This is a genomic window from Streptomyces sp. NPDC001492, from assembly GCF_053597275.1.
In genome coordinates, this window is record NZ_JBSFHW010000026.1 from 106,359 (window position 1) to 125,550 (window position 19,192).

Annotated in this window: 21 protein-coding genes; 12 read left to right on the forward strand and 9 right to left on the reverse strand. The window is 69.0% G+C overall.

The features are described from left to right. Positions 1 to 4: 4 nt before the first annotated feature. Positions 5 to 526, forward strand: a complete 522-nt coding sequence (locus ACWC1K_RS30085; protein ID WP_450835971.1) for a hypothetical protein — start codon at positions 5 to 7, stop codon at positions 524 to 526. Positions 527 to 637: 111 nt separating this feature from the next. Here the strand turns inward: ACWC1K_RS30085 and ACWC1K_RS30090 are convergent, their stop codons facing one another. Then, positions 638 to 1,522, reverse strand: a complete 885-nt coding sequence (locus ACWC1K_RS30090) for an SDR family oxidoreductase (protein WP_450835973.1) — start codon at positions 1,520 to 1,522, stop codon at positions 638 to 640. Positions 1,523 to 1,615: 93 nt separating this feature from the next. Here ACWC1K_RS30090 and ACWC1K_RS30095 point away from each other — a divergent pair, with 93 nt between their 5' ends. Next, complete coding sequence (locus ACWC1K_RS30095; RefSeq protein ID WP_450835975.1) at positions 1,616 to 2,206, forward strand: TetR/AcrR family transcriptional regulator; 591 nt, start codon at positions 1,616 to 1,618, stop codon at positions 2,204 to 2,206. A gap of 208 nt (positions 2,207 to 2,414) precedes the next feature. Here ACWC1K_RS30095 and ACWC1K_RS30100 read toward each other — a convergent pair whose 3' ends face one another. Next, the gene (locus ACWC1K_RS30100; RefSeq protein ID WP_450835977.1) at positions 2,415 to 3,170 is read right to left on the reverse strand and encodes an SDR family NAD(P)-dependent oxidoreductase; all 756 of its coding nucleotides are present in this window, start codon (positions 3,168 to 3,170) and stop codon (positions 2,415 to 2,417) included. 128 nt (positions 3,171 to 3,298) lie between these two features. Between ACWC1K_RS30100 and ACWC1K_RS30105 the strand changes: the two genes are divergently transcribed. Continuing rightward, positions 3,299 to 3,733, forward strand: coding sequence for an Rrf2 family transcriptional regulator (locus tag ACWC1K_RS30105; protein WP_450835979.1), 435 nt, complete (start codon positions 3,299 to 3,301; stop codon positions 3,731 to 3,733). A 268-nt stretch (positions 3,734 to 4,001) separates the two neighbouring features. Here ACWC1K_RS30105 and ACWC1K_RS30110 read toward each other — a convergent pair whose 3' ends face one another. Next, complete coding sequence (locus ACWC1K_RS30110; protein ID WP_450836032.1) at positions 4,002 to 4,577, reverse strand: transcriptional regulator; 576 nt, start codon at positions 4,575 to 4,577, stop codon at positions 4,002 to 4,004. A gap of 535 nt (positions 4,578 to 5,112) precedes the next feature. Between ACWC1K_RS30110 and ACWC1K_RS30115 the strand changes: the two genes are divergently transcribed. Together ACWC1K_RS30115 and ACWC1K_RS30120 are read left to right on the forward strand one after the other, a co-directional pair. Then, positions 5,113 to 5,850 carry an alpha/beta hydrolase gene (locus ACWC1K_RS30115; protein ID WP_450835981.1) on the forward strand — a complete coding sequence of 246 codons (738 nt, stop codon included), beginning with the start codon at positions 5,113 to 5,115 and terminating at the stop codon, positions 5,848 to 5,850. Between the two features lie 921 nt (positions 5,851 to 6,771). Continuing rightward, a complete protein-coding gene (locus ACWC1K_RS30120; protein ID WP_450835983.1) occupies positions 6,772 to 7,422 on the forward strand; it encodes a BlaI/MecI/CopY family transcriptional regulator in 651 nt (216 codons plus the stop codon). Positions 7,423 to 7,484: 62 nt separating this feature from the next. Here the strand turns inward: ACWC1K_RS30120 and ACWC1K_RS30125 are convergent, their stop codons facing one another. Next, positions 7,485 to 8,177 (reverse strand): haloacid dehalogenase type II, encoded by a 693-nt coding sequence (locus ACWC1K_RS30125; protein WP_450835985.1) that lies wholly within the window; start codon positions 8,175 to 8,177, stop codon positions 7,485 to 7,487. 211 nt (positions 8,178 to 8,388) lie between these two features. Between ACWC1K_RS30125 and ACWC1K_RS30130 the strand changes: the two genes are divergently transcribed. The 3 genes from ACWC1K_RS30130 (at position 8,389) to ACWC1K_RS30140 (ending at position 9,922) form a co-directional block, all read left to right on the forward strand. Beyond that, positions 8,389 to 8,898, forward strand: a complete 510-nt coding sequence (locus ACWC1K_RS30130; RefSeq protein ID WP_450835987.1) for a hypothetical protein — start codon at positions 8,389 to 8,391, stop codon at positions 8,896 to 8,898. Between the two features lie 109 nt (positions 8,899 to 9,007). Further along, positions 9,008 to 9,451, forward strand: a complete 444-nt coding sequence (locus tag ACWC1K_RS30135) for a helix-turn-helix domain-containing protein (RefSeq protein ID WP_450835989.1) — start codon at positions 9,008 to 9,010, stop codon at positions 9,449 to 9,451. Between the two features lie 33 nt (positions 9,452 to 9,484). Further along, on the forward strand, positions 9,485 to 9,922 hold the full coding sequence (locus ACWC1K_RS30140; protein ID WP_450835991.1) for a VOC family protein: 438 nt from the start codon (positions 9,485 to 9,487) through the stop codon (positions 9,920 to 9,922). A 135-nt stretch (positions 9,923 to 10,057) separates the two neighbouring features. Here ACWC1K_RS30140 and ACWC1K_RS30145 read toward each other — a convergent pair whose 3' ends face one another. Then, positions 10,058 to 10,756: a DUF6461 domain-containing protein gene (locus tag ACWC1K_RS30145; protein WP_450835993.1), complete on the reverse strand. Its 699-nt coding sequence runs from the start codon at positions 10,754 to 10,756 to the stop codon at positions 10,058 to 10,060. A gap of 289 nt (positions 10,757 to 11,045) precedes the next feature. On the opposite strand from ACWC1K_RS30145, the gene ACWC1K_RS30150 reads away from it, so the two are divergent. Together ACWC1K_RS30150 and ACWC1K_RS30155 are read left to right on the forward strand one after the other, a co-directional pair. After that, entirely contained in the window at positions 11,046 to 11,402 is a 357-nt protein-coding gene (locus tag ACWC1K_RS30150) for a PRC-barrel domain-containing protein (protein ID WP_450836034.1), read from the forward strand. Between the two features lie 40 nt (positions 11,403 to 11,442). Further along, on the forward strand, positions 11,443 to 11,616 hold the full coding sequence (locus tag ACWC1K_RS30155; RefSeq protein WP_450835995.1) for a hypothetical protein: 174 nt from the start codon (positions 11,443 to 11,445) through the stop codon (positions 11,614 to 11,616). Between the two features lie 33 nt (positions 11,617 to 11,649). Here the strand turns inward: ACWC1K_RS30155 and ACWC1K_RS30160 are convergent, their stop codons facing one another. The 4 genes from ACWC1K_RS30160 to ACWC1K_RS30175 form a co-directional block, all read right to left on the reverse strand. Next, a complete protein-coding gene (locus ACWC1K_RS30160; RefSeq protein ID WP_450835996.1) occupies positions 11,650 to 12,720 on the reverse strand; it encodes a YihY/virulence factor BrkB family protein in 1,071 nt (356 codons plus the stop codon). Between the two features lie 90 nt (positions 12,721 to 12,810). Next, positions 12,811 to 13,473 carry a hypothetical protein gene (locus ACWC1K_RS30165; protein ID WP_450835998.1) on the reverse strand — a complete coding sequence of 221 codons (663 nt, stop codon included), beginning with the start codon at positions 13,471 to 13,473 and terminating at the stop codon, positions 12,811 to 12,813. 203 nt (positions 13,474 to 13,676) lie between these two features. Next, on the reverse strand, positions 13,677 to 14,921 hold the full coding sequence (locus ACWC1K_RS30170) for an MFS transporter (RefSeq protein ID WP_450836000.1): 1,245 nt from the start codon (positions 14,919 to 14,921) through the stop codon (positions 13,677 to 13,679). A 304-nt stretch (positions 14,922 to 15,225) separates the two neighbouring features. Continuing rightward, complete coding sequence (locus ACWC1K_RS30175; RefSeq protein WP_450836002.1) at positions 15,226 to 16,791, reverse strand: cellulose binding domain-containing protein; 1,566 nt, start codon at positions 16,789 to 16,791, stop codon at positions 15,226 to 15,228. A gap of 234 nt (positions 16,792 to 17,025) precedes the next feature. Here ACWC1K_RS30175 and ACWC1K_RS30180 point away from each other — a divergent pair, with 234 nt between their 5' ends. Together ACWC1K_RS30180 and ACWC1K_RS30185 are read left to right on the forward strand one after the other, a co-directional pair. Further along, on the forward strand, positions 17,026 to 17,691 hold the full coding sequence (locus ACWC1K_RS30180) for an ArsR/SmtB family transcription factor (protein WP_450836004.1): 666 nt from the start codon (positions 17,026 to 17,028) through the stop codon (positions 17,689 to 17,691). After that, the gene (locus ACWC1K_RS30185; RefSeq protein WP_450836006.1) at positions 17,688 to 19,025 is read left to right on the forward strand and encodes an MFS transporter; all 1,338 of its coding nucleotides are present in this window, start codon (positions 17,688 to 17,690) and stop codon (positions 19,023 to 19,025) included. Before ACWC1K_RS30180 ends, ACWC1K_RS30185 begins: the two co-directional genes overlap by 4 nt. Positions 19,026 to 19,192 lie beyond the last annotated feature (167 nt).

Genomic DNA, 19,192 nt, shown 5'->3' on the forward strand with positions numbered 1-19,192 from the left:
TCACATGGACCAGTCGCATCTCGACTTGAGTTCCTGGAGCATCGAGAGCCTGGAGACCCACATGGCCAGGCTTCAGCATGGGCAGGAGCTGGAGCGCATACGCACGGTTGCGCAGTCCCATGTATATCGGTCTGTGGAGTCGCGCGATGCCCGCCTTCGCTGGGCGAAGCTGTCCCTGGCGGCGAACAGGCGGTTTCACGGCGTCGGCCTGTGGGAGCAAGCCCGTATGCGCCGTCAGGAATTCGCCCTTCGGACCTGGGTCATTGAACGCCTCGGCGCCGACGCCGACCCGGACTGGAACCCCGAATCTCTGGCCAACGACACCCTCGCCGCACTCTCGCTCGAGCCGCGCCGGGCGAAGTCGCTCGCGGCTGGCTGGCGAGACCTCCCGATCGAGCAGATCGGCGATCTGCGCCGTCACAAGAACCTCACCGCTCACATCGACCGGCTGATGCCCAACCTTCCGCCCGGACAGATCAAAGATCAACTCGCAAGCTGGGTGTCCGTGCGCCAGCACTTGCCCTGAAACCGGCGCTGTCGGGCAGGCCAGCGGCGTATCGAGGCGCGTCCGGTGTGCTCCGGTCTTCGACCCGCGCCCGGGTACGGCCGGCCCCCACTCGGACGCTTCGCGGGGCGGTCAGCGCACCCAGGTGTCGGTGAGGGACTGGACGGAGGAGCCGTCGAGGTCGGCGAGGGAGGTGGCGACGAAGTCGCGGGCCCACTGCGAGGTCTGGATGCGGAAGGGCGGGCGCGCGGCGGTCAGGGCGTCGACGATCGGGGCGGCCGCCTCGTCGGGGGTCTGGGCGTTGCCGAACGACTGCCGGGTGCGGCTGATGTAGGCCTCGAGCGCCGGGGCGTAGGGCCCCGCGGCGGCGAGCAGTGTCGGGACGTCCAGGCCGAGATTGGCGACGAACTCGCTCGCCACCGCGCCCGGCTCGACCACGGTGACGTCGACACCGACGGTGGCGGCGACCGGCGCGAGGGACTGCATGAAGCCCTCGACGGCGAACTTGGCCGCGCAGTACGCCTCGTTGAAGGGCTGGCCGACGGCGCCGCCGACGCTGGTGACGGTGATCACCCGGCCCTTCGACGCACGCAGGTGCGGCAGGGCGGCCCGGGTCACCGCCACCACGCCGAAGAAGTTGACCTCCATGGCCGCGCGGACGTCGTCGACGCTGCTCTGCTCGATGGTGCCGACCTGGGCGGCGCCGGCGTTGTTGACCAACGCGTCCAGGCGGCCGTGCTCGGCGACGACCTCGTCCAGGCAGGCGGTACTGCCCTCGGGGTCGGTCACATCCAGGCGCTTGACCTGGATCCGGTCCGCGACACCGGCCTCGTCGGCGGCCTTGAGCAGGGCCTCGGCCTTGCCGGTGTCGCGCATGGTCGCAATGGTCTGCCAGCCCGCCCTGGCGGTGCCGATGGCGGCGGCCAGGCCGATACCGGAGGACGTACCCGTGATCAGAACTGTCTTCGGGGAGGTCATGAGGGTCTTCCTTGCCTGGGGAACACAACGGGCCGACACCCGTAACCGGGGAGTTCCCCAGTTATCCGCAACGGTAAGCGGGGAACTCCCCGGTTGTCCAGCTAGACTGGTCTTCCGAGGAAGGGAGCAGCCTTGACCAGCAAGCCGAGCGTGTTGCGCGCCGATGCCCGCCGCAACCGGGAGCGCATCCTCGAAGCGGCTGTGCGCGCCTTCTCCGAGAAGGGCCCGGACGTCGCGATCGACACCATCGCCAAGGCCGCGGGCGTCGGCTCGGCCACCCTCTACCGCCACTTCCCCACCCGCGAGGCGCTCGTCGAGGCGACCTACCGCAACGAGCTGGCCCGTGTCTGCGACAGCGCCGTGAAGCTGCTCGCCGACAACCCGCCCGACCGGGCGATCCGCCTGTGGATGGACAGCTTCATCGACTACCTGGCCGCCAAGCAGGGCATGGCGGACGCCCTGCGGGCCGCGGTCGCATCCGGTGCGGACCCCTTCGCCGAGACCCTCGACAAGCTCGGCACCGCGCTCGGCACCCTGCTGCACGCAGGCGCCGACGCCGGTCTCCTGCGCCCGGACATCGACCCCTTCGATGTCGGCTTCAGCCTGGCCGGCGTCGCACTGATCACCAGCGCTCCCGACCAACGCGAACGGGCCGACCGCCTTCTCGACCTCCTCCTCGACGGCCTCCGCTACGGAGCGGAAGGACCGGCATCCGGCTCATGACGCGGCATCGGCCGCATCCACCTCCCGCAGCAGTACGCACCATCTTCAACACCCGCGCTGGACAGGCGTCCCGGGTCCGCGATCCACACGATCTCCTCGGCGCGCCCACCGACGGCCCGGCCATGAACGCCACCCGCAGCCGCCCGGGTGGTTGGCGGCGCCCGCCCCGAAGACGTGTTTTCCGGCGGGGCGCCGGCAGGCGTCTTGTTCAGGCGTTGTAGCCACCATGGGCGTCCAGCACCGCGCCCGTGACGTAAGACGCGGCGGGGCTCGCCAGAAAGGCGATCGCCGCGGCGATTTCTTCGGGGTGACCCATGCGTTGCAGGGACAGCGAGCCGACCAGGGCCTTGAGGGTCTCGGGGCCCGGCCCTTCCATACCGCCCTCCATCAGCCCGGCCTCCACGACGTTGGCCGTGATCTCCCGGGGCCCGAGGTCCCGTGCGACCCCCATGGTGTACCTCTCGATCCCTGACTTGGTCGCCGAGTAGTCGGCAAGGCCCGGAGCACCGACCCGGGAACCCAGCCCGGAACTCACCGTGATGATGCGTCCGCCCGCACGCAGCACTCGGGAGGCGGCCCGGATCACGGCGATCACACCGAGGTAGTTGGTGGCGTGCATCCGGTCCAGTGCAGCGGTGTCGACGTCCGGGTCGTCCACCGTGCGGCCCTGCTCCACCGAGATCGCCGCGTTGTTGACGAGGATGTCCAGGCCGCCGAAGTGTGCGACCACGTCGTCGATCAGCGCCGGCGCCTGCGTCATGTCCGCCTGGTCGGACTTGAGGGCAACGGCCTTCGCTCCCTTGCGGTGCACATCGTCGACGACGGCCTGCGCCTGCTTCTCGGAGCTGACATAGGTGAAGGCGACGTCGGCACCCTGCTCGGCCAGCAGTCGTACGGTCGCGGCCCCCAGTCCGCGCGACCCCCCGGTGACCAGTGCGGCCTTGCCCAGGAGTGACTTGCTCATTCTTCTCACCTCGTCGATTGACCCTTCCCAACAGTCGCAACACTAATTGTTACGACAGTCTGTCGCAACCTTCACTGTTACGACTACGCTGTCGTAACATAAAGCGTTGCGGCCGAGAGGAGGGGTTCATGAGCGCCAACAGCAGGTTGACCATTGCCGCCCACGCGCTGGCCTGGATCGGTCTCTACCAGCGCCAGGGCCATGAGGTCGCCACCTCCGAGCAGATCGCGACCAGCGCGAACACCAACCCTGTGGTGATCAGGCGGCTGCTCGGCGAGCTGCGCAGGGCTGGGCTCGTGGAGTCCCGGCGGGGCGTGGGCGCGGGCTGGTCGCTGGCGCGCGAGCTGGGGTCGATGACGCTGCTCGACGTGTACGAGGCAGTGGAACCCGGCCCGCTGTTCGCGATGCACCGCACCACCCCGGACCAGGACTGCGTGGTGGGTTACGGCATCCAGCCGGCGATGCAGGGCATCTACGAGGACATCGAGAAGACCCTGAGACACGAGCTGTCCCGCGTCACGCTCGAAACCGTGCTCCGGGACGTACTCGCGGCACCTCGCTAGCCTTCCCGGTACGCCGTGACATCAGCATGCAGCTGGTGTCGGCTCCGGACACACCTGCTGGCGGCACCTGGAGCGGTGGCAGCAGGCTCGGGTGTTCGGCCAACGACATCCCATCCTGCTCGCCGAGTTGAACGCGGTTGGCGAACTCGACGCAGACCTGCGGTGTCACCAGCCGGCCGTATCTCCGGGCTGGAAGCGGTCCCGGCGTCCGGCCGGCCGTCGCGTCAACCTCCGCTACGAGCGCTGCCGGAGCACTTCCCTGCCTGAATCAGGCTGCAAAACCGATGTTCGAGACGTACTCGTACTGCCCCCACTCACTGCCCAGGTCGACCACGGCATCGCTGAGCCAGGCATCGTCCAAGGCCGCGTCATCGTCCGCGGCCCAGGCCTCGACAATGCGGTCCCAGTGCCGCACATTGAGGGTCCTGAAGCCGAGCTCACGCTGACGCGGCCGCGGGACCTGGGACTGATTGAGCGGGTGGAACTCGACCCGTGTGCCGCGCCCTTCCCTGTTGAGACGGTTGAGCAGGTAGCGGGCCACGTTGTGGCGGCGCACCGTGTAATACACGGACTCAACGCGCTCCAGGTTCTTCCTCGACGGATTCCGCCTGCCGTCCAGCCAGGCCTTGAGGGTACGGTCGGTGACGGTGAGGCCGGCCTCGCGGGCCGCTGCGCGGGCGTGGTCGGTACGGGTGAGGTAGTGCAACCGGGCCAAGAGGCCGCGCCGCTGGGTGATCGGCGTGGAGATGAAGTTGGCGAGCGAGTCGAGCTGTCGGGCCACGGCTTGATGTCCCTTGACACCGCGTGCGCCGAATTTGCCGAAATCGATATTCCTCTCCGGCATTCTCAACCCCTCGCACTTCTGGTGTTTTGTGAACACTCACAAGCGTCCACTCCAACGCAACGCGATACTACAGGAATTCGGCCCTCGGATTGTCGCTGCCGCGCGTTCGGCCGGAGACCCGGCAGCGTGCCACCTGCGGCGCCATCTCGTTCGAGTTCCTGTCATGCGTCGCCAAACCCCACGCCGGATTGCGAGCGCCAGGGTCGTGAGTGGGTATCGATGCACAGATCCCGTATGTACCGGTCGAAATGTGTCCCGTCCGCGCCGTGTGCCTGCTTGTGGCGGCCAAAGCCTGCCCGGATGAAGCTCAGTGCCCTCCGTCATGGCCAGGCGACTGGCAGGCAGCTGTGGCGAGCCCGCGCGAGAAACCGTTTGGCGGACCACGGCGGCCCCTGCTACTTTCGCGGCGGCCGTGCGAGAGAACGAGGAGGTGGTACCCGTGAACGAATCGACATGGGTGCTCTCCTTGGGGGTCACGGTCGGGCGATAGGTCGTCCGGGAGCACCGTTCAACAGTGCTCCGAAAGGCAACGACCATGGCCCTTCACTTCACTTCCGAACAGCGCCTCGACGACCGGGTCCGGGAACGCGCATTCACCCTCGGTGAGATCCTCGGCATCCTCTGGACACCTGCTTCCGCATCCGCACCGACGCCGCTGATCCTGCTCGGCCACCCCGGCGGGCAGCACAGGATGTACCCCCGGCTCGCGGCACGGGCCCGGCAGTGCGCGGCGGATGGCTTCGCCGCGGCCACCATCGAGCTCCCCGGGAGCGGTGACCGACCCCGTTGGGCCGCCGCCGACCAGGCCCGCGCCGACGTGCGCCGCGCTGTGGAAGCCGGCGAGCCGGTCAGCCACGAGATCATTGACGCCCTCATCCTCCCCCTCGTCGACAGGGCGGTCCCGGAATGGCAGGCCACCCTGGACGCCCTCCTGTCGCTCCCCGAAATCGGCGGCCCGGTCGGATACTCGGGGGGAGTGATCTCCATCGGGGTTCGCCTTGCGGTGATTGAGCCGCGGATCGTGGCCGCCGGTCTCTTCGCCGGGAGTTTCGTGCCGCGCGCCACGTTCGAGGAGGCCCGTCAGGTCACCATTCCGCTGCATGTACTGCTGCAGTGGGACGACGAAGGGAACGACCGGCAGGCGGCCCTGGACCTGTTCGACGCCTTCGGCTCCAAGGAGAAGTCCCTGCACGCCAACATGGGCGGGCACACGGGCGTCCCACAGTTTGCGGGCGACGCCGCGGCCCAGTTCTTCGTCCGGCACCTGAAGTGAGACAGGGCCGCCAGGCCATCAGAAGCCGGTAAGCGTGGTGGGCCAGGATGCCGCTCGGCGAGGGCAGGTCCTGGATCGTTTCGCGGGCCTCTGCCAACTCGGCAGGGGCCCGCCCTGCCCGAAGCCATGAAATTCCGCGATGGCCGACGCGGCGATCGCGACGGCGCATCAACGAGTGCCTGCGTCTGCTCAATCTCGCCTGCGCGGGGCCCGGGTGGCGAGCAGTTCCTGCAGGAGATCCACGATGCGACCGGGCTGACCTACGCACGGGGAGTGACCTGTCTGCCACTCGCGTACGTGGGTGCAACGCGAGGCCATCTTCCGTTGCAGGACCGGGTCGATGGCCCGGTTCTGTCACCAGGGCGAAGTGCTCGGGCCGGTGATACAAGCCGTGAACCAGCACCAAGGCGGCCGATCCACCCGCTTCCTCAGGTCGGTGGCAGGTCAGCGATATTAGCTCTGGATCACGGCCACCATCACCCGTGCTTCTCCAGCACGCGCCGCGCTGCCAGCTGCACTGGTCGCTCTGACCTCATTCGGCGGAGCACTGCTGTGGCAAAGTGCCGTTGCCAAGGAGGGAGATGGCGCAGTGGAGCCTCACGGCACGAATGAGTTGCGGAGCCGCCCCAGGCAGACGCTGCCGTAGGCAAGTTGACCAGGACAAGGTGAAGACCGGCGCGCATCTCGTAGGGGCGGGGAAGCCCCTGGAGGCAACCCACCTTCTGAAACGAGCAGTCGCGCCAGAGATAGGCGGTTGCTGTGCGGAACAATCTGCTCCCGCTGTCCGTACTATCTCTACACGCCAGCCCTGTGCTGCGGTGCAGCTCATGTCGTCGCGCAGCACACGGGGGCCACTCCCCTGGGCTCGCTGCGGCCGCCGCAGGCCTGTTTCGGCCGCAACCTCAAGGAAAGGCCGGCATCATGTCCGAGAACACGACCGCTTCCACGGAACTGACCTCGCAATACGCGGCACAGGTCACCAGCGACCTCGAGCGCAACCTAAAAGAGCAGGAACGCGTCAGCGGAGAACTTGCCGCGCTGCAGGAGCAGTTGACCACCTTGCAGCACGACCACACCGTGCTTATGAACATGCAGCAGGCACTCGGCATCACTCTCCACCCCGACAAGCCGGCCTCCGCGCCCGAACAGGCCGCCGTCCCCGCTCCCCGCAAAAAAGCCGCCACGCGGTCGAGCGGCACCGCCCGCGCCACGAAATCCAGCGCGGCGCCCAGCCGGTCACGAACGCGAAAGTCGGCCGGCAAGGCCCCGGTCGCGGCTACGACAACGACACAGCCCTCGCTGGTCGACCTGATCCGCCAACACCTCACCGAGCAGAGCGAACCACGCTCCACGGCCGAGGTCGCCGCCGCCCTCGACCAGGCCCACCCCGACCGCGGCATCAAGAACACCGTGGTGCGCACCACCCTCGAAAACCTCGTCGCCAAGGGCAAGGCCCAGCGCACCAAGCAGGGCAACTCCGTCTACTACATCGCCCCCGACACCCGCCGGTCCACGCCGTCCTCCCCGACCGAATCGCAGCAGCAGGAAGAGGCCCAACCTGAAGCGCAGTAACTGGGCCATGGCCGGCAGCGCGAACAGGTGCCCGCCAGCGGCGGAATCAGCAACCTGACCGCTTAGCTCGCCGTCAGCGCGGTGACCAGTTCGTCCAGTCCGCCGCACCGCAAGTCGAACACGTCGGAACTCGTCGGCGGGTCCCCGACCGGTCGGTGAACGTACGCCGTCCGCATCCCCGCAGCCTGAGCCCCGCGAAGGTCCCAGGCGTGGGCGGCCACCATGAGCATGCGTTCTGGTGGGCATCCGGCGGTGTCGATGGCGAGCTGGTAAATCTCCGGCGCCGGCTTGTAAGCCAGGACGGCTTCGCTGGACAGGGCTTGGTGCCAGCGCAGCCCGGCATGTGCGTTGAGGCGCAGCAGCGCGGTCCGGCCGGCGTTGGAGAGCCCGAGCACGGGGAATTGCTTCGCCAGCCGTTCGAGTCCGGCGACAGTGTCCTCCCAGGGAGGCAGGCGCTGTCCCGCTGTGGCCAGCCGGGCGATGGCCGTCGGGTCGGCGAGTCCGGCATGGTCGGCCACCCGTTGAGCTGCCTCCGCGTCGATGATCTCGGTGTTGGCGTACGCACGATGCCCTTGTGCGATGCGTTGCTGCTCAAGCTCTACATGCTGCTGCCACCAGGTGAGCATCTGGTCGACAGCCGCGTCGTCGGACGCAGGCGAGGCCTCGCGGATTGCTGCGCGAAGCCCGCTGGGTTCGTCGACCATTGTTCCAAGGACGTCAAAGACGATTACCTCGATGTCGCAGATCTCGGGCATCCGGTCTCCTGTTCGTGCCGGTGTCAACAGCAGGTGACGACCTTGCCCGAGATGTCGTCACCGGTCAAGACGGTGACGTAAAGAGTCCGGTTCTCCAATTTTCCGCTCTCCACCGCCGACACCGCGCTGAACGATTTCGGCGGCTGCGCCGTCTCAGAAACGGGTGACACGCGCCGACGGGCCGGCCCCCGACGCATACGAGGTGACCGCTATGCCCCGATCTCCGTACCGCCGCCACCGTCCCCGCACGCCCCGGGCCGGCGGCACGTGGCTCGCCATCGTTCCGGCGCTGCTGGCCCTCCTGACCGTGGGAGTCACCGGCTGCTCGAAGCCCGACGTCCGCAGCGGCGCACCCCCGCTGAAGCTGTGCGGGGTCACCTTCTGGAGCGGCGCCGAGGGCATCGGCACAACCCGGCTGAGCACCGCCACCCGCGGGATGCCGTCCGCTCCGGCCGGCGACCGGCTCCCCGCCACGACCGCCCGGGAAGCGGTCGGTGCGCCGCCCCGCGTCGTCTCCGTCTCCTCCGACTGCTCGCACGGCCTTACGATCGTCGTCTCCCCGGCTTCCTCGGTGCGCGTCCGCAAGGCGGCGAAGGACGGCGACGGCCGCATCGTCGCCCTCTCTCTCGTCCCGGCGCGGCCCCGTACGCCTGCCAAGGTGCACATCTACGCCTACGACGGCACCCGCCCGATCGGCCAAGTCCTGACAACGGTGGGCTGATACAGGCCGGGGTTGGCGACTGGGCCGACATGGCGGATCCTCGTACGCCACGCCGTGCGTGACCGCGACGCCCTTCCCACCACCGCGGTGATCTCCCGTTGACCGCACAATGGGTCGTGTGGTCCACGTTCCGATCGGTCGTCATCTGCTCCGCGCCAGGGATCTCGCGGACGCCCGCTACAACGAGCCGCTCACCGTCGCCGACATGGCGGCGGCCGCCGCGCTGTCGCCCGCGCACTTCAGCCGGTGTTTCAAGGCCGCGTTCGGCGAGTCGCCGCACCAGTATCTGCTGACCCGCCGTCTCGAGCGGGCCGCCGCCCTGCTGCTTGCGACCGACTGGACGGTGGCCGCGATCGGTGTCGCCGTCGGCGCGCAGAGCATCGGCTCGTTCACGACGAGTTTCCGGCGGATGTACGGGACGACCCCGCAGGCCTATCGGGCGGCTCATCCGCCCGCCGCACGGCATGTGCGTATCCCGCGCTGTGTGGCGATGGCCTATGGACGGCCGCAGCACCGCACGTTTCGAGAAGACACGACATCGCCGGCTGCCTAGCGTCGTTCCCAGGCAAGCGACCAAGGAGCGGCCATGACCACGATCAAGATCGCCAATGCTCAGTTCTGGGTGCACGACCAGGACGAGGCGCTGGACTTCTACACCACCAAGCTGGGCTGGGAGGTCAGGGCGGACGTGACGATGGAGGCGTGGAGGTTCCGCTGGTTGTGTGTCGGCCCGGCCGGCGGGGACGGCCCGGCGCTGGTGCTGATGCCCGTACCGGGGCAGCCGATGCTGGATGAGGCGAGCGGTGCCCAGCTGTCCGATCTGGTGGCCAAGGGCGCGGGCGGCACGCTGTTTCTGGAGACCGACGACTGCAAGGCCGCGTATGACGAGCTGTCGGCCCGAGGGGTCGAGTTCAACGATCCGCCGACGGTGCAGCCGTACGGAATCGACACGTCCTTCCGCGACCCTTCGGGCAACAACATCCGGCTCACGCAGGTACTGGAATTCGATCCGGATCGGCACTGAGCCTTTTCCAACTTGTCGCGGTAGCTGGGCACTTGGGCTGACACACCCGGATCACCGGCCTTGTCCAGGCCGTCCTCGCCCTGCACCTGGCAGGCTCAGACTGAGGGTGGAGAGTTCAGTGATCCCGTTCCGGCCTCAGCTTGGGCGACTACCGGTGGCATGGGCATACGCCTCGCGGATGGAGGTCGGTACATGGCCGCTGTGCCCCCAGTTGAGGGAGTAGCCGTGCTCGGCGGCCCAGGCGCGGATGACGTCGATGTCTGGGTCGGGGCCCAGGCTGAGCGTGCCGCGGACGGTGTAGGCGGGCAATGGCGCACGCATCGCACTGTTTTTGGGCAGGCACAACCCGAAGTGGTGCTCGAGCACGGCGAGCGTGAGAGGGCTGCCGTTCAGGGCTGAGTCCGCCGGCGCAGCTTGGTGACCAGTCCCGTCAGGTGTCAGAACGCCGCCTGCAACGAGCGCCGACAGCAGATGGTCCGGATTCCGGCCCCAGCGATGCGCTTCCTCCCCGATTCCAAAGCCGCAGACCGTGCGACCATCATGCAGGTAGTTGAACTGCGCGGGCGGGTGATCCGTCATCGCCACATACTGGACGACTTCGACACCATCGCGTGATGCTCTGACGGCCAGGTCGTCTCGCCCGGGGTCGGCCAGGTGCAGTACCGCGTACGACCAGACACCACATGCCCCCACCCGTACCACGTCGTTGTCAGTGGTCTCCGAGCGATGGAGGAGATGGGTGACATCGGGGCCGGTCAGCTCCACGGCGGCACCGGGCGTGCCCCCCATCCGCACCGCCAGGTTTTCCGGGCTGATATGCCGGGCGAACACCACGCTGTCCAGCCCTTCGTCCCGGTCGGCCAGCCATCTGATTCCCTCACACACAGGCACCCCCGACGCACAGCGAAGACCGACGCCGGACAGCGTATCCAGGGCCGCTGACAACCGCGGGCCGTGGTATCGCGCCGCCCAGCTACAGAAGACCCGCCTCGGCACTCGTGAAGTGGGAAAACGCTCACTGACCACACCCACAGCGGACGCTGCCGCCAGGAGGGTGCACCCCGGCTGTAGGCCGGGGACATCAGGGACACGATGAGGGGTACCCCTCAAACGGAGGTCCATGATGTTCGAGGCAGGCGACATTCGTGAATGGCGTGGTCACGGCGTGGTCGACCCCCGCGGTCACAAGATCGGCACCCTGGAGGCCGTCTACGTCGACACCGCGACCGACCAGCCCTTCTTCGCGACGGTGACCGTGGGTCTTCCCACCCGTCGGCGCCTGGTCTTCGTGCCGCTGTGCGGTGCGACCGTCGGGCCGGGCTATCTCAGGATCGCTCACCCCAAGGACGTGGTGAAGAAGGCTCCCGCGATCGACACCGACGGTGAGTTGCCTGCCGAGGACGAGCCGGGGATCTTCGCGCACTACGAACTCGACTACTCCCCGGGAGCAGGCGGTGAACGCCGTCTGGCCCGTCGCTGAACCACAACGCCGAGAAGGCGAAGACGCCACTGGAGCGCCGATGAGTCTCTTTCTGTTCCTCATCCTCCTGGCCCTCGTTCTGGGCATCATCGGATTCGCCGCGCACGGTCTGTTCTACCTGCTGATCATCGGCGCCGTCGTGCTGCTCGCCGACCTCACGTACGGCGCTGTGCGCTTCCGCCGTGGCGGCAGGAAGCACCGCCTGGCGCGCTGACCGCGACAACAGCGGCAGGCGACGGCCGCCTGGTCACATGTCATCCAGGCGGCGGACGTCCTCCTCGTCCCAGGTCCGCGTGTCGCGCGGCTGGGTGTAGGGCTCGGCCTCGGGCGGAAGTCCGCCGGCGATGGCCCGCTGCCGCACGCTCTCGGCGTCGAACTCCAGGCCCAGCAGGATCGCGAGGTTGCTGATCCACAGCCAGACGAGGAAGACGATGACGCCGGCCATGGTGCCGTAGGTCTTGTTGTACGAGGCGAAGTTGGCGACGTAGAACGCAAACCCGGCGGAGGCGGCCAGCCAGATCGCCAAGGCCAGCAGGCTGCCTGGCGTGATCCACCGGAAGCCTTTCACCTTGGCGTTCGGGGTGGCCCAGTACAGGATCGCGATCATGATGGTGACCAGCAGCACCAGAACGGGCCACTTGGCGATCGACCACACCGTCAGCGCGGTGTCCCCGATCCCGAGCGCCTGCCCGGTCTGGCGGGCCAGCGCACCGGTGAAGACCACGATCAGCGCGCTCATCACCGCCAGCACCATGAGCACCACGGTCACACCGATCCGCACCGGCAGGACCTTCCACACCGGCCGGCCCTCCGGCATGTCGTAGACGGCATTCGCCGCACGAATGAAGGCAGCCACGTACCCGGATGCCGACCAGACCGCCAGCACGATGCCGACCAGGGCCATCACCGAGCCGGTCCCGGAGTTGTTCTGCAGCTGTTCGACGGCCCGCGTGATGATGTCGCGTGCCGAGCCGGGGGTCAGCTGCCTGATGTTGGTCAGCACCTTGTCGGTGGCCGACCTGCCGGTGATGCCCAGCAGGGAGACCAGCACCAGGAGGGCCGGGAACAAGGACAGCACGCCGTAGTAGGTCAGCGCCGCGGCCCGGTCCGCCAGTTCGTCGTCCTTGAACTCTTTCAGGCTGCCTTTGAATACGGCGGCCCAGGCGCCCTTCGGCAGCTTCGCCGGCGTGTCCGGAGCGGCCTCTTCGACCTCCCGGTCCGGTCCTGCCTCCTCGGGTGACGGCATCGGCGCCCGGGAAGCCGGAGCCTCGTCGGGACCGTCCTGGTGTTTCCGGCCTGGAAGATGCAGTTTGGTCATACCCGCCGGGTATCCCCACTGCGCACGCTCAAGCCGACCAGTGCGTGTCGCGGACCGGGATCATGCAGGACGTCAGCCGTGACCGGTCGGTCAGCTCGCGGGCCTGTCCTTCCCGGCTCGTGGCTTGGGTCCGTCGGGTGGGTCCAGGGTGAATACGGTGATCCACTCGGCGTCCGCGGCGTGGTAGCCGAGGCCGGTCAGGGTCTCGGCGGCGGCGCGCATGTGCCCGGCGCCGTAGACGACGGCGATGGTGAACGGTCCGGTCCGTCCCGCGTAACCCCGGTCGAAGTCGGTCAGGGCCTTGGCCAGCAACCGGTCGCGGCGCCGGAGGACCAGGTCGTCCAGGCCCGGCCAGAAGTCCGCCACGGCCTGCTCGCTCTCGCTCATCAGGTCCTCCACCGCGAGGTGCCGGGCGAGCCAGTGACGCGTCCCCAGCAGCCGCATGCCTGCCGTCACGGCCGGCACGACCGTGGCCACCATCGCGCGTTCCTTCAGGGGCAGCCGACGGAACCCTTCCTGGAATTGCGCACCGCTCATGTCGGGGCACACCACGGGCAGCCCGAGCGCTTCGAAGTCGATGTCCTGCACGACCAGTCCCAGGCGTTCATGACCGTCCAGCCGCTTGTACGACGCGACCAGGGCGTCGGCGCCCGGCGAGCCCTCCCCGACTCCCTCGGCGACCACCAGGTCGCAGCCGCGGCGCAACCGTGCCGCCACTTCCCGGTAGAAGGCGGCCTCCCCGAGGTGAACCATGGGAAAGAGCACAAAGGTCAGCCCCGTCCCTGGCCGCGTGAACCTGATGACGGCCGATCGCACCCCGGCCAGGCCGGTCACCTCGATGAACTGCACGTCCGCCCCCTTTGCGCCCGCCTCTCGCCCACTACCACGCCGGGAGCCGCCTCTGGGGTTGCCGACAGCTCACTGCTGCGGGCGGCCGGGGCGCCGCAGAGAAGCCGCTACCTCCGCTCGCCAGGCGTTCCCGACGGTCGGGCTGCCGCGGCGTGTCCCTCTTGCGTCGAGGCTTCCGCGGTGGACGAAGTGATCACCTCGGAGCGTCGGCCGCCCCGGTCCAGGAGGCCGCCGGTGAAGGCGAGGCCGAGGCCCGCCACCGCGAGGGCGGCGCCGACGAGGTTGGGGGAAGCCCAGCCCCAGCCTGCGGAGATGGCCAGTCCGCCGAGCCAGGCGCCGCCCGCGTTGGCCAGGTTGAAGGCGGAGTGGTTGGAGGCCGCGGCCATCGTCGGCGCGTTCTTCGCCTTGGCCATGAGGAGCATCTGGACGGGCGTGGTGACAAAGGCGCCCATCGCGCCGATGAAGGTGATCGTCACCAGGGCCGGGACGGTGCTGTGGACCGTGAAGTAGAAGGTCACCAGTGCTGCGGCGAGCAGGGCGAGGCCCCCGTACAGGGTCGGGCGCAGGGCACGGTCGGTGAGGGGGCCCGCGATCAGCGTGCCGAGCGTCATGCCGACGCCGTACAGGGCGAGGACCAGGGTGGTCGAGGAGTCGGAGATGCCCGTGAGGTGCGTCAGCATCGGCACCAGGTAGCTGTAGACGGCGAAGAATCCGCCGAATCCCACCACGGCGGTGGCCAGGCCGATCGCGACCTGCCTGTTGCCCATGGCCCGCAGTTCGTGCCGGACGCCGGACTGGCTGCCTCGGGGCTGGTGGGGGACGAAGAGGGCCAGTGCGGCGAGGGCGACGAGGCCGATGACGGCGACGGCACCGTAGGCGGACCGCCAGCCGAGCTGCTGACCGAGAGCGGTGCCGGCGGGCACGCCGACGATGTTCGCGACGGTCAGTCCGAGGAACATCCTGGACACGGCGCGGGCGGCTCGCTCGGGGGCGACCAGCCGGGAGGCGACGACCGCGCCGACGCCGAACAGGGCTCCGTGCGGCAGGCCGGCCAGGAATCGCGCGGCGAACAGCAGACCGAAGTCGGGGGCGAGCGCGGACGCGATGTTGCCGACCACGAACAGCCCCGACAGGAGCAGGAGGAGCCGTTTGTGCGGTATGCGCGCACCGATGCCGGTCAGTACGGGGGCACCGACGACGACACCGAGCGCATACGCCGACACGAGGTTGCCGGCGTGGGGCACCGACACACCGACGCCGTCGGCGATCTGGGGCAGCAGCCCCATCGTGGCGAATTCGGTGGTGCCGATGCCGAAGGCGACGACAGCCAGGGCCAGCAGAGCCAGAGGCATGGTGCGGGTGGACCTTTCAACGCAAGCGGTGCAGGACAAGGGAGCGGAGAACCGCCGGGGTCGTCGAGATCCCACGGCCGGCCGCGTCGAGCACCATTGCCCCGCGCACCCCCATACAGGGCAAGCCCATGAACAGTGCAGCAGCGGCAGGAGACCGCGCATTCCAAGATCGAGCCACACCCCGGCGTGATCTACGTCATGACGGTTCCGGCCTGCCGGACAGCGACGTGTCGCGTCCGGCAGGCCGGAACCGTTGCGCCGATCAACCGCCCGCGCCCGCTCGGGGCAGGGTGCGGAGCCGGCTTCAGCCGGTGTAGGCGGCGAAGATCTTCGCGAACTCGTAGGGGGACTGCGGGACGTTGGTGCACTTGTAGAGCGCGCCCGTGCAGGCGTTGCGGTCCCGGGTGGCCTCCCAGAAGGCGAGCTCCCCCAGGTGCTTGCCCTGCGCGAAGGAGACCAGCTGGCGGGCGTCGGTCTGGTCGTAGAGGTGGCCGTCGTCGTTCTGTCCGAGCATCGGTGTCACTCCGACCATCGCCCACAGCCGGGCGTCGGTCCTGCCCGGGTAGAGCGACTTCAGTTGGGTGAAGATGCTCTGTGCGGCCTGGACGGCGGCGTCGCCGTAGTCGACGCTGCGGTAGTAGTCCATGGCCATGACGTTCACCACGTCCAGGTCGACTCCGGCGTCGCGCGCCGACTGCACCACGTTCAGGCCGTCCGAGGTCAGCCCCTCGGGGAGGACGGGCAGCGTCAGCGAGATCCGCAGCCCCGGGTGGGCCTGCTGCAGGCGCGCCAGGGCCTGGGAGCGGCGGGCGACGGAGGCCGGGTCCGCGGAGGCCGCGCCTTCGATGTCGAAGTCGACGTACTTCAGGCTGTAGGCCGTCACCACTGCGTTGTACTCGGTGTACAGCGCGTCCACCGAGCCGCAGGCCTGGGCCAGTTCGATTCCGCTGGCGCCCCCGAAGGAGACCTTGACGTCTCCCCCGGCGGCCCGGATGGCGTCGATCTGGTCCTTGGCCCAGCCGTCGCGCGGGTCGTAGGCGTTGAACCACATCGCCTTGCAGCCGGAGGCGGTGATGAAGGCCATCGTGTAGTTCTTCACCCCGCTCGCCGAGGCCATGTCGGGCATGCTCGGCGTGGGCCACGCCCCCATGTCGATGTACGGGGCGGTGAACAGGCCGCCGCTCGGCTGCTGCCCGCCGGCGGAGGTCGTGCCGCTGACGGCCGCGGAGTAGGCGGACACGTTGCCCGCGGCGTCACGGGCCCGCACGCGGAAGGTGTAACTCGTGGCGGCCTGCAGGCCGGTGGCCGTGTAGGAGGTGCCCGTGACGGTGACGGGCGTGCCACCGTCGCGTGAGATCTCGTATCCGGCGACGGATCCGGAGTCGTCGGTCGCGGCGCTCCACCGCACGGTCAGGGAGGAGGCGGTCGCGGAGCCGACGGTCACTGCGGCCGGGACACTGGGCGGTGTGGTGTCGGTGCTCGAAGCATCCGTGCAGGACCCGCCGTTGAGCTTGCAGCCGGTGGGCGTGCCGGTGCCGTTGGACACCCATCCGAAGGAAGCAGCGGCGCCCGGCGCCAAGGTGCCGTTGTACTCGCGGTTCTTGAAGGTGTAGTGGTTGCCGCTCTGGGTGAGCAGGGCGTCCCAGTACGAGCCCACGGTGGTGCCGGAGGGGAGGTCGAACTCGACGCTCCAGCCGGACAGGGGGGTGCTGCCGGCGTTGGTGATGGTGTAGGCGCCCTGGTAACCGCCGTCCCATGTCGACGTCTTGGAGAAGGCGGCGTTCGGTGCGCCCGCGGCGGAAGCGGGTGGGGCCAGGACCAGCAGGAGCAGCCCGGCGAACAGGGTGAGAAGTACCGACGGTCTTCGCATGTGCTGCCTCCACTGAGGGTGGGCGGGGGTTGGCGCGTGACGCCGCAGATTTGGTCCATACCAATCCTCTGGCATGTACATACCGATCAGCCGTCCGGCCGTCAAGACATACGCCCGGCCCGTACGTCGTGGAGCGCGGCGGTTCGGGACGGTGTCCGCTCACGCCCCCAACCGCAAAGAGTTCTTCGCGAAGGACTCTTTGCGAAGAAGTCTTTGCGGTCTAGAGTGCGTGACATGGCAGACATCGGGGCGGGGCCGGACGGCCCACAGGTCGCGGCGGACTCAGTTGTTCTGGATGCCAAGGGCCTGCGCGCCCTGGCGCATCCGGTGCGCGTGCAGTTGGTCGGGCTGCTGCGGAAGTACGGGCCGTCGACGGCGACCCGTCTGGCGGAGCGGCTGGGCGTCAATTCCGGGACAGCCAGCTATCACCTGCGCCAGCTCGGCGCGGCCGGTTTCGTCGAGGAGGACACGGAGCGCGGCAACGCACGCGAGCGCTGGTGGCGTTCGGTGCACCGGATGACGGAGTTCAGCGACCGGGACCTGGCGGACCGGGAGCCCGAGGCCGCCCTGGCCTACCTGCAGTCCGTTGCCGCCATCTACACCCTGCGCACCCAGCGGACGCTGAACGAACTGCAGACGATTCCCCGCACCTGGCGGGACACCTTCGACATGAGCGACTGGGCTCTGCGGCTCACGCCCCAGGAGGCCGTCGCCCTGCGTCAGGAGCTGAGAGACGTCATCTCCCGCTACCGGCAGGACACGCCGGAGGCGGCGGCCGGTGCCCCCGAGGGTGCCGAGCGGGTGGCAGTGGTCACGCACGTTCTGCCCGAACTGGATGCGCCCCCGGTGTCGGCCGCCCGTTCCAGTCGCGGGGAAGCGACGGGGACGCAGGCGTCATGACGGGTGATGTCCTGGAAGCCGACGGCATATCCGGCGGGCGGTCCTTACGCCCGCTGGTTGGGGTACTGGCGGCGATGGCCGTGTCGCTGACCGGCACCCGGATCTCGGCCGTGGCACTGCCCTGGTTCGTTCTCGTCACGACCGGCAGCGCCACCCGCACCGGGCTGGTGGCCTTCTGCGAGATGGCTCCCTACGTGGTGGTCAAGGCGCTGACCGGGCCACTGGTGGACAGGATCGGACCGCGGGCCGTGTCCTGGACCACGGACCTGGCCAGCGCGACGGCCGCCGCCGCGGTTCCCCTGCTGCACGCGCTGCACCTGCTGTCCTTTCCGCTCCTGCTGGCGCTGGTCGCGGTGATCGGCGCCGTCCGCGGCCCCGGCGACCTGGCCAAGCAGGTCATGGTCCCGGAAGCGGCAGAACACGGCAGAGTGCCACTGGAACGGGCAACCGGCCTGTCCGGCGTGACCGAGCGGCTCGCCTCCACCATCGGCCCGGCGGCCGGCGGCTCCCTCGTGGCGCTGCTCGGCCCGCTGACCGGGCTCGTCGCCAACGCGGGCTGTTTCGCGCTCGGATCGGTGATCATCGCACTGGTCCTGCCCCGCGGCCTGGGACATGCAGTCGAGGAAGGCTCATCGCAGACCGGGGAAAAGGGATCGGGCTACTGGCGGCGGTTCGGCGCGGGCTTCACCTTCCTGCGCGGCGAACGGCTGTTGCTCACCGTGATCATCATGGTGGGGATCACCAACCTGCTGGACGCGGCGTTCGCCACGGTGCTCACGCCCGTGTGGGCCAGAGTGTCCGGCAACGGGCCCACAGCCATCGGCCTGACGAGCAGCGTGATGGGAGCAGCGGCAGTCGGGGGAAGCCTGATCGCCGCGGCAGCCGCGCACCGGCTGCCCCGCAGGGCGGTGTTCTTCACGGGATTCCTGCTGGCCGGGGCACCGAGATTCCTGATCCTCGCCGCCGATGCCCCCTTGGGGGCCGTGCTGGCCGTCTTCGCCGTCAGTGGATTCGGGTCGGGCTTCCTCAACCCGGTGCTGGGGGCCGTCCTCTTCGAACGGGTGCCACGCCGGATGCTGGGGCGGGTGAACGCGCTCGGGGACTCGCTCGCCTGGGCCGGTATCCCCCTGGGCGGACTGCTCGCCGGGGCGGCGGTGGCCTCCGTCGGCCTGGTGCCGGTGCTGCTCGCGTGCGGGACCGTGTACTTCCTCACCACGAACCTCACGGGACTGCGGCCGGAATGGCGTGAGATGGACCGCGGCCGCAGACGAGGCGTCGTCACCCCGCACACCGGCGAAGACGCTCCACGCGGCAGTGCGAACGTCACGACATGACGTCCGCAGGAGGGGCGACCCCTTTCCGCTTCCTGCCTCCCACGTGCCATGACCGGCTCCTGCCGTCCTCAGCGCGGGCATTAACCTGGCGGTACTGCTGTTCCACGAGAGGACGCCTGCACAGCAGCCCCGACCGGCGTCACCCCGGAACAGCCGAGAACGGAACG